General features: G+C 43.2%; 19 protein-coding genes, 1 tRNA gene and 1 pseudogene. 19 read left to right on the top strand and 2 right to left on the bottom strand.

Features of this window, described 5'->3' with window-relative positions:
- Positions 1-142 precede the first annotated feature (142 nt).
- The 9 genes and pseudogenes from hisF to V7K32_RS03435 all read left to right on the top strand — a co-directional run bounded on the left by hisF (position 143) and on the right by V7K32_RS03435 (position 8,539).
- Positions 143-916 (top strand): imidazole glycerol phosphate synthase subunit HisF, encoded by a 774-nt coding sequence (gene hisF, locus V7K32_RS03475; RefSeq protein WP_334990335.1) that lies wholly within the window; start codon positions 143-145, stop codon positions 914-916.
- A gap of 99 nt (positions 917-1,015) precedes the next feature.
- Entirely contained in the window at positions 1,016-1,210 is a 195-nt protein-coding gene (locus V7K32_RS03470; RefSeq protein WP_334883179.1) for a hypothetical protein, read from the top strand.
- Positions 1,211-1,304: 94 nt separating this feature from the next.
- Positions 1,305-1,377: transfer RNA gene (locus tag V7K32_RS03465), tRNA-Ala, on the top strand.
- A 185-nt stretch (positions 1,378-1,562) separates the two neighbouring features.
- Positions 1,563-2,036, top strand: a pseudogene (locus tag V7K32_RS03460) (GDSL-type esterase/lipase family protein); the annotation flags it as partial.
- A 264-nt stretch (positions 2,037-2,300) separates the two neighbouring features.
- Positions 2,301-2,735: a hypothetical protein gene (locus V7K32_RS03455; protein WP_334990333.1), complete on the top strand. Its 435-nt coding sequence runs from the start codon at positions 2,301-2,303 to the stop codon at positions 2,733-2,735.
- A gap of 381 nt (positions 2,736-3,116) precedes the next feature.
- Positions 3,117-4,406, top strand: coding sequence for a cation:proton antiporter (locus tag V7K32_RS03450; RefSeq protein WP_334990331.1), 1,290 nt, complete (start codon positions 3,117-3,119; stop codon positions 4,404-4,406).
- 476 nt (positions 4,407-4,882) lie between these two features.
- Complete coding sequence (locus tag V7K32_RS03445) at positions 4,883-7,090, top strand: cation:proton antiporter (RefSeq protein WP_334990329.1); 2,208 nt, start codon at positions 4,883-4,885, stop codon at positions 7,088-7,090.
- Positions 7,091-7,094: 4 nt separating this feature from the next.
- Complete coding sequence (locus tag V7K32_RS03440; RefSeq protein WP_334990327.1) at positions 7,095-7,577, top strand: hypothetical protein; 483 nt, start codon at positions 7,095-7,097, stop codon at positions 7,575-7,577.
- Positions 7,578-7,708: 131 nt separating this feature from the next.
- Entirely contained in the window at positions 7,709-8,539 is an 831-nt protein-coding gene (locus V7K32_RS03435; RefSeq protein WP_334990325.1) for an AMIN domain-containing protein, read from the top strand.
- 89 nt (positions 8,540-8,628) lie between these two features.
- On the opposite strand, the gene V7K32_RS03430 is transcribed toward V7K32_RS03435, so the two are convergent.
- Positions 8,629-9,168, bottom strand: coding sequence for a DUF3172 domain-containing protein (locus V7K32_RS03430; RefSeq protein ID WP_334865894.1), 540 nt, complete (start codon positions 9,166-9,168; stop codon positions 8,629-8,631).
- Between the two features lie 422 nt (positions 9,169-9,590).
- Complete coding sequence (locus V7K32_RS03425) at positions 9,591-10,067, bottom strand: NAD(P)H-quinone oxidoreductase subunit N (RefSeq protein WP_196510707.1); 477 nt, start codon at positions 10,065-10,067, stop codon at positions 9,591-9,593.
- A 1,135-nt stretch (positions 10,068-11,202) separates the two neighbouring features.
- On the opposite strand from V7K32_RS03425, the gene rplC reads away from it, so the two are divergent.
- From rplC to rpsQ, 10 genes are all read left to right on the top strand, one after another.
- A complete protein-coding gene (gene rplC / locus V7K32_RS03420; protein WP_334883897.1) occupies positions 11,203-11,835 on the top strand; it encodes a 50S ribosomal protein L3 in 633 nt (210 codons plus the stop codon).
- A 103-nt stretch (positions 11,836-11,938) separates the two neighbouring features.
- A complete protein-coding gene (rplD, locus tag V7K32_RS03415; RefSeq protein WP_334990410.1) occupies positions 11,939-12,577 on the top strand; it encodes a 50S ribosomal protein L4 in 639 nt (212 codons plus the stop codon).
- Entirely contained in the window at positions 12,570-12,884 is a 315-nt protein-coding gene (locus V7K32_RS03410) for a 50S ribosomal protein L23 (protein WP_334990323.1), read from the top strand. The genes rplD and V7K32_RS03410 overlap by 8 nt, the downstream gene beginning before the upstream one ends.
- Positions 12,885-13,062: 178 nt before the next feature.
- On the top strand, positions 13,063-13,926 hold the full coding sequence (rplB, locus tag V7K32_RS03405; RefSeq protein ID WP_229450958.1) for a 50S ribosomal protein L2: 864 nt from the start codon (positions 13,063-13,065) through the stop codon (positions 13,924-13,926).
- 189 nt (positions 13,927-14,115) lie between these two features.
- Positions 14,116-14,394 (top strand): 30S ribosomal protein S19, encoded by a 279-nt coding sequence (rpsS, locus tag V7K32_RS03400; RefSeq protein ID WP_229547624.1) that lies wholly within the window; start codon positions 14,116-14,118, stop codon positions 14,392-14,394.
- Positions 14,395-14,475: 81 nt separating this feature from the next.
- Entirely contained in the window at positions 14,476-14,832 is a 357-nt protein-coding gene (gene rplV / locus V7K32_RS03395) for a 50S ribosomal protein L22 (protein WP_012410720.1), read from the top strand.
- A gap of 53 nt (positions 14,833-14,885) precedes the next feature.
- Positions 14,886-15,668: a 30S ribosomal protein S3 gene (rpsC, locus tag V7K32_RS03390; RefSeq protein WP_334990320.1), complete on the top strand. Its 783-nt coding sequence runs from the start codon at positions 14,886-14,888 to the stop codon at positions 15,666-15,668.
- 72 nt (positions 15,669-15,740) lie between these two features.
- On the top strand, positions 15,741-16,166 hold the full coding sequence (rplP, locus tag V7K32_RS03385) for a 50S ribosomal protein L16 (protein WP_334990318.1): 426 nt from the start codon (positions 15,741-15,743) through the stop codon (positions 16,164-16,166).
- A 3-nt stretch (positions 16,167-16,169) separates the two neighbouring features.
- Positions 16,170-16,397 carry a 50S ribosomal protein L29 gene (gene rpmC, locus V7K32_RS03380; protein ID WP_334990316.1) on the top strand — a complete coding sequence of 76 codons (228 nt, stop codon included), beginning with the start codon at positions 16,170-16,172 and terminating at the stop codon, positions 16,395-16,397.
- 6 nt (positions 16,398-16,403) lie between these two features.
- Positions 16,404-16,652, top strand: a complete 249-nt coding sequence (rpsQ, locus tag V7K32_RS03375; RefSeq protein ID WP_334990314.1) for a 30S ribosomal protein S17 — start codon at positions 16,404-16,406, stop codon at positions 16,650-16,652.
- The last annotated feature ends 31 nt before the right edge of the window (positions 16,653-16,683 follow it).

Raw genomic sequence — 16,683 nt, 5'->3', positions numbered from 1 at the left:
ATTCTTAACTCTTAACTCCTAACTCCTAACTCCTAACTCAGCACTCTTAATGCCCCATGCCCGTAAAAATTTTCGTTTGAGAATACCCGCGCCAATTTAAAATTTAAATTCCGGTCAATTACCCAGAAGTACAAAAGTTATTATGTTATCTAAAAGAATCTTACCGTGCTTAGATGTTAAGGCGGGACGGGTTGTAAAAGGAGTTAACTTTGTTAATCTCCAAGATGCAGGCGATCCGGTAGAACTGGCCAAGGTTTACAACCAAGCAGGTGCTGATGAATTAGTATTTCTGGATATTACAGCTACTCATGAAGACCGAGCTACTATTTTAGATGTAGTTTACCGGACTGCTGAACAGGTCTTTATTCCGCTGACTGTGGGTGGTGGCATTCAATCCTTAGAAAATGTTAAAGCTTTGTTACGAGCAGGCGCAGATAAGGTTAGTATTAATTCTGCGGCGGTGCGCGATCCAGACTTGATTAATCGGGCAAGCGATCGCTTTGGTAATCAGTGCATAGTTGTTGCAATTGATGCCAGACGGAGAAATAACCCGGAGAATCCAGGTTGGGATGTGTATGTGCGGGGTGGCAGGGAAAATACAGGCTTAGATGCTCTACTGTGGGCAGAAGAAGTTGAAAAACGGGGGGCCGGAGAACTGCTAGTAACAAGTATGGATGCTGATGGAACCCAAGCTGGGTATGACATTGAGATTACACGGGCAATTGCTGATGCTGTAGAAATTCCAGTTATTGCTTCAGGTGGTGCAGGTAATTGTGAACATATCTACACAGCCCTAACCCAAGGCAAAGCTGAAGCCGCATTACTCGCATCCCTGTTACATTACGGACAATTAAGCGTAGCAGAAATCAAAAATTACTTGCGCGATCGCAACGTGCCAGTCAGAACATCCTCCTGAGCTACCATTTAGCATTTAATGACATCTATCTAAGGTTAGACACACTTCCCTGAAAGGGTGTTAATATAATTTTACAAGTATTAACAAATATTAAAAAATATGTTGGTTCCTATTTTACTTTTTGATGTCGCCCTGGTGGCGTGGTCACTTCACTTGATGGAAAGAGCCTACGAGAGCAAAGAATTTTCTCTGATGTTGGCTGGTACATTAGTTGCTCTGGCTGCTGCTGCCATGTTAGTAGTTTACTTTTTGATGGGACACTGTATGACCTATTTGTTGCAAGTGTCGTTGTGAGTGTCCAGTGGTTGAGGAGATATTAAAAATTTATTTTCCAGAAAAAGCTTGACAAAGTACCAATAATCAAGCGATTATATATAATGGATTTTAAGGGGTTATAGCGCAGTTGGTAGCGCACCTCAATGGCATTGAGGGGGTCAGCGGTTCGAATCCGCTTAGCTCCATTCTTAACACCTTAACTCTCTTTATTAACGGAGAAAGTTAGGAAGATTTTTCATAAAGTTTTAAATGCTTGTCTAGCTAGCCAGTCTCGAAAGTTGGAATGATAGAGACTGTAATGGTTTTCTGATGCGATTCCTTGTTGCTGTAAGAACTCTAGCCAATTTTCTAGCACTTCTTCACCTTCATTGTCCCCGACTTGATTATTTTATCAGTAGGCGTGAATGACTCAGCGCGGTTGGCGCGTCTTGATGGTCGAAGTTACACAGATTTTGCATTGTTTGAAAAAGAAATTGCAACTCTTTTAGATTTAGCACAGCAACTATGTCCTGTGTTATTTGTGGGCATGGTGCCGGTGGATGAAGCCAAGATGCCATTTTTAGATTGTTTTTACTATAATCATGCCGACCAGTACCGCTACAAAGAAGCAACTCGAATTGCTTGTACCAAACGGCAGATTCCTTATTTAGATATTTTTGAGCAATGGATGGAACGCGGTGAAACTTGGCGGCTGAAACGCTTGAGTGAAGATGGTCTTCATCCCAATACACTAGGTTATCAAGCTTTGCTAGAAGATGTAATCAATTGGGATGCGATACTTTCAGTGGGCAAAGCCCACGCAACTTACCATTCTAAATTTGATTATCAGCTTAAGCGATTGTAATAATATAGATGTGTTGGTGCTTTGGGATTATACCAATTCACGAAAATCCTGATACATATATATAGATTTATTGTAAGGGCATGGCATTCCTATGCCCCAAAAGAGCGTATTTGTATAATTATTAAACTTAAATAGTATTAGCCTATATTCTCGTATTTGCCATCCTCAGAAAAATACCTCAATCTTGCTGAATTTTCAATAAAAACGAGCCAAAATCTATTTATAACAACTCTAATTTCTCTATTCTTCATACTCCAAACTCTTATGACACCAACTTTATTTGGTCGTTGGCAAACTCGATTATTATTACTTGTAACGGTGGGCGTACTTGTGTCTTTGCCCTTTGCAATGGGTTTGATTGGTTCTAATGCTAACTCGGTTTACTTTTGGATACTTGGTTATGTCGGCGTATTTGGCTTAGGTTGGGATGTGCTTTATAACTATCTCCAAAAATCGCGATGGGACAGGGATTGGCCAGCAGCCTATCAACTCTTAGCTGGGATATGGGAATTAGTATTTGTGTTCTGTGGAGTAAAACTATTTGGCTTTTTACCAATACCTTTACCTAAACAACAACTACCGCTAGCAGTTTTTTTATTGCATTATAGCGTCGTCTGGTTAGCAGTATTTATTAGTTCACAAACCCTGATGCGAATTATCTTTCCCCGTTGGCGTTTCCGGGGTGGAGAGTGGTTGTAATATCGTGTCCTGTTAAAGACTTATCATTAAGAGCGCAGAGTGTAAAGGATCTATGGTGCAATATGCTTGCTGTTAGTGATATTTTGCCACGCAAGATCCCCCCGACCCCCCGATAAATTGGGGGGCTTATTAATTCTCTCTTTAGGGCAGTTGCTAAAACTGCCCTATCTCATCAAATTAAAAATAGCTAAGTAGGTAGGCAAGATAAAATCAAACTATGTAACGAAAAGTAAAATCTTTGTATTTGCCTCGTAGTTGCGCCCACTTACTTATATTTCCAAAATTGGCACTTGTGCTGATGTAGTTATTTATGAGAAAACAGTACAAGCTTTTAAATGTGGGGAGATTATTCAATGCAGAGACCCAAATTAAGGAGGTGTAATGTCAAATTTTGATCTGGTTATTCAGCTATTTCTGCAACTTACAGTTATTCTAGTCACTTGTCGCATCGTCACGATTTTAGGACGCCGCTATCTTGGACAAACCGATGTTGTTTGCGAAATGATTGCAGGCGTAATGCTAGGCCCATCACTTTTGGGATTGATTGCACCAGATTTTCAGCAATGGCTGTTTCCTAAGCTTCCAATTATCACTGCTGTCGGGCTAAAAATACCCAACCCATCAATGTCGATTTTATATGCTATTAGCCAGATTGGGTTGATAATTTATATGTTTTTAATTGGTTTAGAGTTTAACACCAAACTCTTAAAACATCATATAAAAAGTGCAAGTTTGCTATCTGCTGCCGGGATTATCACTCCTTTTATTTTAGGAGCGATCGCATCTTTTTGGTTTTATCACAACGGCAATTTCTTTCAACCAAAGGTAACGCCTTGGTCAGCCGCTTTGTATCTTGGTGCGTCGATGACAATTACGGCTTTTCCAATGTTAGCTCGCATTCTTTACGAACGCGGTCTTGCACAAACCCGCTTCGGTACTTTGGCTTTAGGTGCGGCATCTGTAGATGATGCAGTTGCTTGGTGTTTGCTAGCGCTCGTGCTTGCTAGCGTGAAAAATTCTCTGAGCATTGCCATATTAGCAATTGGTGGCGGCATTTGCTACGTGCTATTTGCAATTTTTCTCGGTCAACCTCTACTAAGAGCCTTCACACGCATGACAAAACGCGGTGCAGGTGTGAACAAACAAACCCTAACTTTAATGTTGATAATTTTGATGTTTTGTGCATGGTTTACCGATGTTACCGGTATCTATGCAATATTCGGTGCTTTTGTGCTAGGGGCAGTGACTCCACGCCAAGAATTCGCCCAACAAATTCGCCAATATACAGAGTTTTTAACTACTTCTTTTTTGCTACCGATATTTTTTGTCTTCTCTGGATTGAATACTCAAATTGGATTGGTAAACACACCGACGTTGTGGGGAATTACACTCTTAATTATTGCGATCGCAATTCTTGGCAAAGGTGTTGCTTGTATGTTGGCTGCAAAATTGGCGGGCGAAAATTGGCGCGAATCTGCAACTATCGGCGCTCTAATGAATGCTCGTGGTTTGATGGAGTTAATCATTCTTAATATTGGACTGGAGCAAGATATAATTACCCCAACTTTATTCACTATCATGGTTATTATGGCAGTCATTACTACACTCATGGCATCACCACTGATTGCCTTTCTGTTGCAAGGTACAAGCTATGAAAAATATTCCACTTAAGCAAATTGAATATAAATTTAATTACCTAGTAATAAGGTAAAATTATTTGCTTTGACTCTGGCTATAGCAATTGTAAATAATTTATGAATAAAAAGATCCCCCACTTCTTCAATAAGTCCGGGATCTGAGCCTCTCGGTTATTTAACTGACAATTCAGACCATGTGGAAAAACCCACGAAAAAACTAACCCCCTAACCCCCAACCCGTAGCGGGAAGGGGGAAAATTCAAAGTCTCTCTCCTTAAAGGAAGAGAGAAATAGAAGTGAGGTTTTCCACATACCGTGAAAAGTCAGGGTTATTTAAGATGTAGCTCCTAAAATCATCAAAATTTATGTTTCACGACTGCAATTGCATCGTAACAATAATTCACATGATGACGAAGCACAAATGACCTTGGTTGTATCTAACTAGGTTGACATTTCCAGTTCTTTAAAGAATCATCTTAAAGAAACCAGATAGTTAATTGTGAGGAAACCATGCATATAGTTATTCTCGTTCTGGTTGAAGTGCTGATTATTATTGGGCTTTCACGGCTAGTAGGGCTAGGATTCCGTTCCATTAAGCAACCACTGGTAATTGGTGAGATTGTCGCCGGGATTATGCTTGGCCCATCTTTATTTGGTTTAGTTGCTCCCGATCTAGCAGTTTCCTTGTTTCCACCAGAAACAATTCCTTTTTTAAATGTTCTGTCTCAGGTGGGACTAATATTTTTCATGTTTCTGATTGGGTTAGAACTTAATCCCAAATATCTGAGTGGACAATTAGAAGTAGCAGTTTTAACTTCTCATGTCAGCATTTTAGTACCCTTTTCTTTAGGAACATTGCTAGCGGTGCTACTTTATCCCCTAGTTTCCGATGCAAGTGTATCCTTCACTGCCTTCGCCTTATTTTTGGGGGCGGCGATGTCGATTACTGCCTTTCCGGTGTTGGCGCGAATCATTACTGAAAACAATTTACAAGGAACGCGTTTAGGAACGTTGGCGTTAACTTGTGCAGCAGTGGATGATGTGACAGCTTGGTGTCTATTAGCAGTAGCGATCGCAGTGGCGCGAACTGGTGACTTTGCAGGTGCCATACCCACAATTATCGCCAGCATAGTTTACATCGGCTTGATGTTGACTGCGGGACGTTGGTTCTTGCAACGCCTTGCCAAACACTACCTTCGTGCGGGACGACTCAGCCAAGTGCTGCTAGCGGGGATTTATATGGCAGTGGTTGCGTCAGCATTAATCACCGAACTAATTGGTATTCACTTAATTTTTGGGGCATTTTTACTGGGAGCAGCCATGCCCAAAAATGAAGATTTAGTGCGGGAATTGGCAGTAAAAACCGAAGATTTTGTTTTAATCTTCTTGCTGCCCATATTTTTCGCCTACAGTGGCTTAAAAACCCAGATTGGTTTGCTCAACCGTCCAGAATTGTGGCTTTTGTGTGCGTTGGTTTTAGGAGTGGCGATCGCAGGCAAATATATTGGTACTTATGTAGCGGCCCGTGTGAGTGGCATTAGTAAACGGGAAGCGTCGGCACTCGGTTGGTTAATGAATACTCGCGGTTTAACTGAACTGATAGTACTAAACATTGGTCTAGAGTTAAAGGTAATTTCCCCCTTAATATTTACCATGCTGGTAATTATGGCATTGGTAACTACATTCATGACCTCGCCACTGCTGGAATGGACATATCCGAAAAAGCTAATCAGGTTAGATGTCGTCGAACCGCAGTCGGAAGCACAAACAGGTATAGACAACTCTGCTGGAAGTGAAACTTCCCCTCATCCTTTCCGAATTTTGGTGCCAGTGGCTAATCCAAGTACCCAAAAAGGTTTAGTACAGTTGGCAGTAGCATTGGCACAGCCCGCCGTCGGTATCGCTCTTAATTACCGATATCCTGCCATTGTTAACCCTCTTAGCCTGATTGAATTTCAAGAAGATTATGCTTTTGAAAGTACTCCAGTTGAAGCAGATCGATTAATCGCCCAGCGCCGCCAGCAGCTACAAGAATTAATTAATACTCTCGAACCGCCAGAAACTCGTTCTTGTGTGCATCCTATCGTTCGCATCTCCAGCAACGTTGCCCGCGAAACAGCACAGATTGCCACATTAGAACAAGCTGATTTAATTCTCGTCGGCTGGCATCGCCCAGCTTTTAGTAGTAATCGTTTAGGTGGACGAGTCGGACAAATGCTTACCACTGCCCCAGTCGATGTAGCAGTGTTTGTAGATAAAGGCAAAGAGCAATTAGAAAGTTTATTGGTACCTTATTCAGCCAATATCCATGACGATTTAGCACTAATACTAGCTCTGAGACTGCTAATCAATCGTGATTGTATGTTGCAGATATTACAGATAGTAGCAAATCAAGCCAAGGAAGAAGTGAGTTACGAACTAAACACGATGATGGAACAATTGCCCACCAGTGTACGCGATCGCATTGAAATCAAAATTCTCGAAGCCCCAGAACCAATCCAAGCCGTAATTCAAGCCTCAGAAGGTGTTGATCTAACTATTGCTGGCACCAGCCGCGCTTGGGGAATCGAGCGCCAAACCCTGGGAAGATATACAGATCAACTAGCTATCCAATGTCGTTCCTCCCTGCTGATTACCCGCCGCTACAGCCAAGTCACCGCTCACCTTGCCTCTATGCTTCCTGAAGTTAGTAGTCAAGAGCCAACATTGAGGAGTTGAAATCATGAATCATTTCAACTTCAAATCTTTGGCTTTTTACGGAGTAGCAATAATTTCAGTGCTACTGTTGTTTAAAACTGTCAGTGCTTACGGAGAAAACAATCTCAAGGCTCCTCCTCCAATTAGCGGTCGGTATCGTCTAACCCTGTCAGAGAATTTGCCTAATTGTGAAAAATCGGATACCCTAACGTTAAACATTCAGCAGTCGGGTATTTACTTAAATGCCTCTGTATTACCGGCAAACGCTAACCCCGATACTGACGAAAAGCACTCTCTGGCAGGCATCTTCCGAAATCAACAGTTAAATTTATCTGGAAAAGTTGGTAAATCAATCCTTTGTAATATTCCTCGTCCCCAAAATGATCCTCTGAACTCAGTCACAATTCAAATGCAACTTGTGGATAAAAGTAATATGACAGGTCAATTAACCGTAACTGGTATTCCACAACCTCTGATATTTACTGCTGTGCCTCAAAAAGCTAATTGAATCGGGGAGTGGGTAAAAACGCGATACATCGCGTTTGTAGAGACGCGATACATCGCGTCTTTGGGATTGGAAGCGCGAAGTAAACAGCAATGTGAGCGCATTGTATGGGTTTTATGAAGCAGATAAAAAGAATGGATCAGGGACTAAAGACTAGGCGATTTTGCCAATGGCGCAAGCAGCTATTTAGCATCAGTTTATTAGGCTTTTGTGCAGCGATCGCCCTTGAAAGCACTATTGCTGCTACACCAGTAGCAAAGCTAGAAAATTGGCGTTTTTCCTCCAAGACACAGCAACTCGAAATCACTCTCTCAGCAGGCACAACCCCCCGTTACTTCTACCTTACCCAACCCTCCCGTCTTGTTGTAGATATACCGAATACTAAGCTGGGCAAAGTTACCACGCAACAAAATTATTCTGGAGCAATCAAAAGTATTCGCGTTTCTCAACTTAATGCTAACGACACACGCATTGTCCTAGATTTAGCACCAGGGACTGTTTTAAATCCTAAACAGATACAACTGCAACCCGTTTCCCGAAAAAACTCCACTCGCTGGGTATTACGTCCGGTTATTTCTGATAAAACTACTGCCGTCAAACCAGGGAACTCCCCACCTTCACCCAAGAAACAACCTCAAACAGCCAAAAAGCCGCCTACTAACCTACCCGTAACCACTACTAATTTACAAGCACCCTTACTCACAGTTCCGCCTATATCAAATAACCTACCCTCAACAATTACTAATAACTCAGGGCAGCCTTTTGTAAACGTACCTCCCCTAAATCCAAATACATCCTCTCAACAACCTGCTTTGATTTTTCCCCCTCCTTCTTTCCCAAATCAACCCGGTAACTTGAATAGCATTCCTCCTTTAGGTATGTCACAATTTTCAGCTCCAACCATGCCCAATCTTCCCAATCCCCAGGTAATCGAGTTTGGTCAACCCCTTCCTAAAAATAGATAGGGAGTAGAGAGCAGAGGAAGCAGGGGGAGAAGAGTTAATAACCAATGCCCAATGCCGCATTGCCAATTCCCAATTCCCAATTACCAAATCTAAAATCTGTCAGTTTCCTGAGGTGTTCCAACTGCTCCTGGTTGAGCCGTAAAAAAGTTTTGAGCAGCTTCATTCTGATATATACACCTAATATCAGGTTTGTCACTGTCCAAGTTACCTGTAAAGCCAAAGGTGTTCAGGCGATTTTTGCACTCATTTACCTGATCAGATGTCACCAGCTTACGTTGCTCTAAAAGCGCCCAATTATTTTGTCGGATTACGCATCCAGGACGCATACTCGGCTGGGCAACATAGACATTGAACGGGTTGAGAGTGACGAACAGTCTAGCATCCATCACCATCGCGCTAGCTCCGTACTGCACACAAATTTCAGGGTTTGGTGCTTTGGTGTCAATGAATTCACGAGAAGCCACATTTGATGGGGCTAACGTCGTTGTAGAACTAAAAGCAATGCCAATCCCAATTCCCAAAATCAACACCCCTCCCATAATTGCGATGGTGAAGAGGTTAAACATTGGGGATTGGAAAATAGAGGGTTTAGAAGTAGTAGCCGATTTACCAGTGGGTTTACGTCTCATTGTTGCTTAATCACCTTCACGCCGATTTGGAAGGGAGTGGCCTAAAGTTTTCTCCCTCTTTCAGTATGCCTATTCTTAACTGTAATTGTCTGCGACTTTTTGAGCAGCATTCTTCTTAAATGATAAAAATAGGAACTTATCTAGATATATAGACACAATTTCAACCTTCTCGGTTGTTGTTTCCATCTTAAATAATTGGTGAGTATTTTTCTTTATTTGTCGGTTAAGGAATTGTTATTACCTTTGTGCTGCTTTACATGCAAATCACAGACTTACTATCTTTAACTTCTATATCTTATTAACCAATTATAGGCTTCTCGACGGTTATTTGCATCTTGTAGTTTTTAACTCAGCGTTCTTGAAATGCTGATTGAATTGAGTCATTAGTCATTTGATGATGACTAATGACTAATGACAAAAGACTAACTAGCTAAGAGAGTTTTTTCTAGAGAAGTCCAACGGAAGGCGCGATCGCCACCCCTCTCAATGACTACTCTTACTCGTGGTTCAAGCTGAGGCAAATTCGTTAAATACTCAAGTTCTTCATTGGAAAGAATATGCCCTTCAATAATCCACAAAACCAGCCCCTTTGACTTTGGTGGTAGCTGTTCTAGATGAGAATTGAGAATTGGTGGCAAATAGTACACATGACCTACTGCCGCACCGCTACCAGTACTTTTTTTCCCAAGATGAGGAGGTCTAACTCCATGAATTCTTGTGAGATATGCAGCTACGTCGCCCAGTCCCCTAGCGGTAATGTGGAGGGTGGTATACCCAGCTGCGCGTAGTCGGCGCTGATATCGACCTTCATAACCCCCTTCCAGAGGTACATACACACCAAGAGCGCCAAATTTTTCCAGATCGCGGATTAAACCGTTGCCAGTGGTAATTAGTGCCATAGATTTTCGTCTTATCCCACTTAGATATCTCTATTATTTACCCTGAACCGATAGATTAAAAGCATTTTTTTGGGCATTGGGCATTACGCATTGGTTATTAACTCTTCTCCCCCTGCTCCCCCTGCTCCCCCTACTCCCTAAAATAACTCTATAAATTACTGGACAAACATAAATAAATAATTTATATTATTAGATTGTGACCAAAAACGCAATTAGGCAGCCTTTTTACTGTCATTCTGAAGTAGTCTTAGCATCAAAAGCTGATAACTTAATCCAAATTTGGATAATCTAACTCAGATTGCTCATAGACTGGTAAACTAAGAAAGCTTTCAGGTCAACATTGGAGCTGATGGACGAAAAATCAAAGCCAATCCAAAGCTCTAGAGTACATTTACTCCTGTGCCTCTGAAAAAGCAGGCAAAATCTTAAACAATAGTTTAAGGTGTTTAAGGAAGTAAAAACTGAGCCGCAATGTTGGTTTATGGCATGACAATTCGTGATGCGTAAAGCCACCGTAATTTATGCGGGGGACATGAGCGAATGGCTGAATTTATTCAGCAGTTAATGGTAAGATATGTATCCTGGGCAGGGCGTTGTCCAGTGGGCGAGGCAATGTAAGACGGGTGTACCTGCAATTGCTACTTGAACCCAGAATCCCCCGTAATTGCTGCGGGAGAGTGCGTCACTTCAGTCTCAGCTAACGGATACTGGGCGGTAAAAACCGCTTAAGTCCAACTGCAACAGGGCAGTAGCCAATCTCCGGGAAGCCGTCTTAATGGGCGTCTAAAAATCGGAAAACCCCGCCGACAGCGCTGCCTCCAGAAAGTGCCAGAGCAATTGCTTGGACGAAAGCATTGCTGCACACAGCTTAAAGCTGTAGCGCCTTGCATTGATTCCAGAAGTTACTCCTTCCCAATGGGAAGGGACTTGTGGCTGTTCTGGTGATCTAGTGAGTGAACCTAAACAGATTCACCAAGCAGTACGGACACGGTTTGTTGTGTCCGAAAGCATTTGGAGCGGTTTATTTAAACCATTCCAAATTTCGCAGGCTAACCCAGCCTAAACTGATGCGTACAAAGCGTGTCCTCTAGAGTCCAATTCCAAGGTAAGCAAGTAGAAAGGAGAACCAGTTACTGTGTCTGTAGGTATTCTCGGCACCAAGCTGGGCATGACCCAAATATTTGACGAAGCAGGAGTAGCTATTCCTGTAACTGTCATTCAAGCAGGTCCATGCACCGTTACACAAGTTAAAACGAAACAAACCGACGGTTATTTTGCCATTCAAGTTGGTTATGGCGAAGTTAAACCAAAGGCACTGAACAGACCACTACTGGGTCATTTAGCAAAATCATCTGCCCCAGCATTGCGTCACTTAAATGAATATCACACCGATAGTTCTGGTGATTACGCTTTAGGTCAACAGATTAAAGCAGATATTTTTAGTGCAGGTCAAATTGTCGATGTAGTCGGCACAAGCATCGGTCGCGGCTTCGCGGGTAACCAGAAGCGCAACAACTTTGGTCGTGGTCCGATGTCCCACGGTTCCAAAAACCACAGAGCGCCGGGTTCTATTGGTGCTGGTACAACACCAGGTCGTGTCTATCCAGGTAAGCGGATGGCAGGGCGTTTAGGTGGCAAAAGGATCACAATCCGTAAACTGACCATAGTGCGAGTTGATGCAGAACGCAACTTATTGCTTATTAAGGGAGCAATTCCTGGGAAACCGGGCGCTCTAGTAAGTATTTTGCCTGCAAAAATAGTGGGATAGTCAAAAGTCATTAGTCAAACGTCATTAGTCATTAGTCATTGGCTAAGGACAAATGGCAAAAGACAAATGACCAATGACCAATGACAAAGGACAAATAACAAAGATGGTTGAAAGCGTAGTTAAAAATTGGCAAGGAGAACAGGTCGGCGAGACGAGCTTCGAGTTGCGCGTTGCCAAGGAAGAAACAGCCTCTCATATTGTACACCGCGCCTTGGTACGGCAATTGACTAATGCTCGTCAAGGAAATGCCAGTACAAAAACTCGTTCAGAAGTTAGAGGCGGTGGCCGTAAGCCTTGGCGACAAAAAGGTACTGGTCGCGCTCGTGCAGGGTCTATTCGTTCACCACTGTGGCGTGGTGGTGGTGTAATCTTTGGGCCAAAGCCTAGAGACTTCAACCTAAAGTTAAACCGCAAAGAGCGACGTTTAGCACTGCGGACAGTATTTGTCAGCCGCATTGAGGATTTGATCGTAGTAGAAGAATTTAGCACCGAGCTATCTCGCCCGAAAACTAAAGAATTAGTGGCAGCCCTTGCCCGTTGGGGAGTAGTACCAGAAAGCAAGTCACTGTTAATTTTGTCTGAAATTGCGGATACAGATAACGTTTATTTGTCAGCCCGCAACATTGAAAATTTAAAACTAATTGCAGCCGACCAGCTAAATGTTTTTGATTTACTGCACGCTGACAAGATTGTAATTACGGCATCAGCCCTAGAAAAAATTCAGGAGGTCTACAGTGCCTAACTTTGACCCCCGCGACCTTGCCGACTTAGTGCGTCGCCCAATCGTCACCGAGAAAGCGACCATCTTAATGGAACAGAATAAGTACACCTTTGAAGTAATTCCAAAGGCATCTAAGCCAGAAATCAAGGCTGCGATCGAAGACTTGTTTCAGGTGAAGGTTGTAAAAGTCAACACCACCCTACCACCGCGTAAAAAGCGGCGCGTTGGTAAATTTATTGGTTATAAGCCCCAATATAAGCGAGCCATTGTTACCGTCGCACCTGGGGATGAAGACAAGATTAGACAAGTTCTATTCCCAGAAGTCTAGGAATTTTAGATTTTAGACTTCGACTAAACTCAGTCGAACGATTTTAGATTTTAGATTGAGGAGTTGACTGAATAAGTACCAAGAATGGCCGCAATTAGTTAAACACTCATTAAATCCAAAATCCAAAATTAAAAATCCAAAATTAAGTAAATCCAAAATCCAAAATCCAAAATAGATTATGGGTACTCGTTCTTATCGCCCTTATACCCCCAGCACTCGCCAAGTTACAGTTTCTGACTTTGCGGAGATCACAAAAACTGAGCCAGAAAAATCCCTAACTACCTCGAAGCATCGCGCCAAAGGTCGGAATAATACAGGGCGGATTACCAGTCGTCGCCGGGGTGGCGGACACAAACAACTTTACCGGATCATCGATTTTAAAAGGGATAAACATAATATTCCTGCCAAAGTCGCAGCAATTGAATACGATCCTAACCGCAATGCCCGAATTGCGCTTTTGTATTACCAAGATGGCGAAAAACGGTATATCCTCCATCCCAACGGGTTGAAAGTTGGAACAATAATTATTTCTGGACCTGAAGCTCCCTTTGAAGATGGTAATGCTTTACCTCTCTCGAAGATTCCCTTGGGTACTGGTGTTCACAATGTAGAAATGACTCCTGGCAAAGGTGGTCAAATTGTGCGTGCTGCTGGTGCTAGCGCTCAAGTTGTGGCAAAAGAAGGTGATTATGTAACTCTCAAGTTACCTTCAGGAGAAGTCCGCTTAATTCGGCGCGAGTGCTACGCGACCATTGGGCAAGTAGGCAACACCGATGCTAGAAACCTGAGTGCAGGTAAAGCAGGGCGAAATCGCTGGAAAGGTCGCCGTCCTAAGGTTAGAGGTAGCGTCATGAACCCAGTGGATCACCCACATGGTGGTGGGGAGGGTAGAGCACCTATCGGTAGATCGGGTCCTGTTACACCTTGGGGTAAACCCACATTGGGTGCGAAGACACGCAATCGCAAGAAACTTAGCAGCAAATTGATTGTGCGTCGTCGCCGTAAGTCTTCCAAACGCGGTCGCGGCGGTCGTGAATCATAGAATTTTAGATTTTGCGAAAAGTCGGAGCGGAGGAAACCTCCGATCTGAACTTTTCAAGACAGATTTTGGATTTTAGATTGGGGTCTACTTGTGAACATTGAAAATTTGTGAAACTTGATTAGATACTTAATTATCCAAAATGCGAAATTCTAAATCCTAAATCCTAAATCCTAAATCCAAAATTGAACTATGGGTCGTTCTCTAAAAAAAGGTCCTTTCGTTGCGGATCATCTTCTAAAGAAAATTGAAAAGCTCAACGACAACAACAAAAAAGAAGTTATTAAAACTTGGTCAAGAGCTTCGACAATTTTGCCTCTAATGGTCGGTCATACCATAGCTGTTCATAACGGACGCCAACACGTTCCAGTTTTTGTAAATGAACAGATGGTAGGACACAAGTTGGGTGAATTTGCCCCAACACGCACCTACAGAGGTCATGGAAAAAGCGACAAAAAAGCAGGTAGGTAGTCATTAGTCATGAAGTCATTAGTCATTAGCTAAAGACAAATGACAAATGACAAACGACAAATGACAAAATTGGAGAAAATTATGGCTACTAATACTACTGAAGTAAAAGCGATCGCTCGTTTTATCCGCATCTCGGCCTACAAAGTGCGTCGTGTACTGGATCAAATCCGGGGGCGATCGTACCGAGAAGCGTTAATCATCCTAGAATTCATGCCCTATCGCGCCACTGAACCCATATTGAAGGTTCTCAGAAGCGCTGCTGCCAATGCCGAACACAACGCTGGATTAGATCGGACTCAACTAGTGATTACTCAAGCTTATGCTGATCAAGGGCCGCCTCTGAAGCGGTTCCAACCAAGAGCGCAAGGTAGAGCTTACCAAATTCGCAAGCCGACGTGTCATATTACTGTGGCCGTTGGAGCCGCACCAGAAAAATAAGCACGCTTACACGAATAAATTACGTAAAGTAAGAAATCTTAGAGGAAGCATTCGTGGGACAGAAGATTCATCCAGTTGGTTTTCGCCTGGGTATTACACATGAGCATCAATCCCGTTGGTTTGCTGTTCCTGATCGCTATCCAGAACTTTTACAAGAAGACTACAAACTCCGTCAGTACATAGAACAAAAGCTGGGTAGACAGGCTCAAAACAACGCCGGTATTTCCGAAGTGCGGATTGAGCGCAAAGCCGACCAAATCGACTTAGAAGTACGCACAGCTAGACCAGGTGTAGTAGTAGGCCGTGGTGGGCAAGGCATTGAATCCTTGCGTACCGGACTCCAAGGACTGTTGGGTAGTAATCGCCAAATTCGCATTAACGTAGTTGAAGTCCAACGAGTTGATGCTGATGCCTACCTAATTGCCGAATACATAGCTCAACAATTGGAACGTCGGGTTTCCTTTAGGCGGGTAGTGCGGCAATCAATTCAACGGGCCCAACGCGCTGGTGTCCAAGGGATTAAAATCCAAGTCAGCGGGCGGCTCAACGGTGCAGAAATTGCCCGGACAGAATGGACTCGTGAAGGTAGAGTACCTTTACATACCTTACGGGCTGACATTGACTACTCTTATTGCACAGCAAAAACTGTTTACGGCATTTTGGGTATCAAAGTATGGGTGTTTAAGGGAGAAATTATTCCTGGACAGGAACCAGATCCGCTACCACCCGCAGCCCGCGAACGTGAACGCGATCCCCGCGATCGCGATCGTGAACCCCGTCGTCGTCAACAACAACGTCGTCGCCAGCAATTTGAAGACCGCTCAAATGAAGGATAAATCGTCATTAGTCATTAGTCATAGTAAATGGCAGATGACAAATGACAAAGGACAAATGACAAGTAACAAACCATGTTAAGCCCTAGAAGAACTAAATTCCGCAAACAACAGCGCGGACGGATGGAGGGACTAGCCACGCGTGGTAGCACCCTCAACTTCGGTGATTTTGCACTCCAAGCACAAGAACCTGCTTGGATTACCTCTCGGCAAATCGAGGCTTCTCGTCGGGCAATGACTCGTTATATTCGTCGGGGTGGACAAATCTGGATTCGGATTTTCCCTGATAAACCTGTAACAATGCGTGCTGCTGAAACCCGGATGGGTTCCGGTAAAGGTAATCCAGAGTTTTGGGTAGCTGTAGTCAAGCCAGGACGGATTTTGTTTGAAATAGGTGGAGTTACTGAAGAAATTGCGCGTGAAGCTATGCGCTTGGCTTCATTTAAACTGCCCATAAAAACCAAGTTTATTGTCCGCCCTCAACCACAGGAGCAGGAATAGCTAATGCCTCTTCCCAAGATTTCAGAAGCAAGAGAATTAAGTGACGAGAAACTTTCTGAAGAAATTGTCTCGATCAAAAGACAACTATTTCAGTTGCGCTTGCAAAAAGCCACAAGACAACTAGAAAAGCCTCACCAGTTCCGACAAATGCGACACCGCCTAGCCCAATTGCTAACGTTAGAGACAGAGCGCAAACGGGCAGCAAGTCAATCGACTAAAGAAGAAAAGTAGGAGATTATGGCAGTTAAAGAACGAGTTGGCTTGGTAGTGAGCGATAAAATGCAAAAAACTGTGGTAGTAGCCATAGAAAACCGCGCTCCTCACCCCAAGTACGGCAAGATTGTGGTTAACACCCAACGATATAAAGTTCACGACGAAGAAAATAAGTGTAAAGTAGGCGATCGCGTTCGCATTCAGGAAACTAGACCCCTGAGCAAAACCAAGCGCTGGAAAGTCACAGAAGTCCTCAACGTCAAACCAACTTAAACCTCATCGTTGTTAGAAATTAACAACATTA

It is taken from the genome of Nostoc sp. (assembly GCF_036917635.1).
In the GTDB taxonomy this organism is placed as follows: Bacteria; Cyanobacteriota; Cyanobacteriia; order Cyanobacteriales; family Nostocaceae; genus Nostoc.
This window is presented reverse-complemented; position numbering and strand designations above follow the sequence as displayed.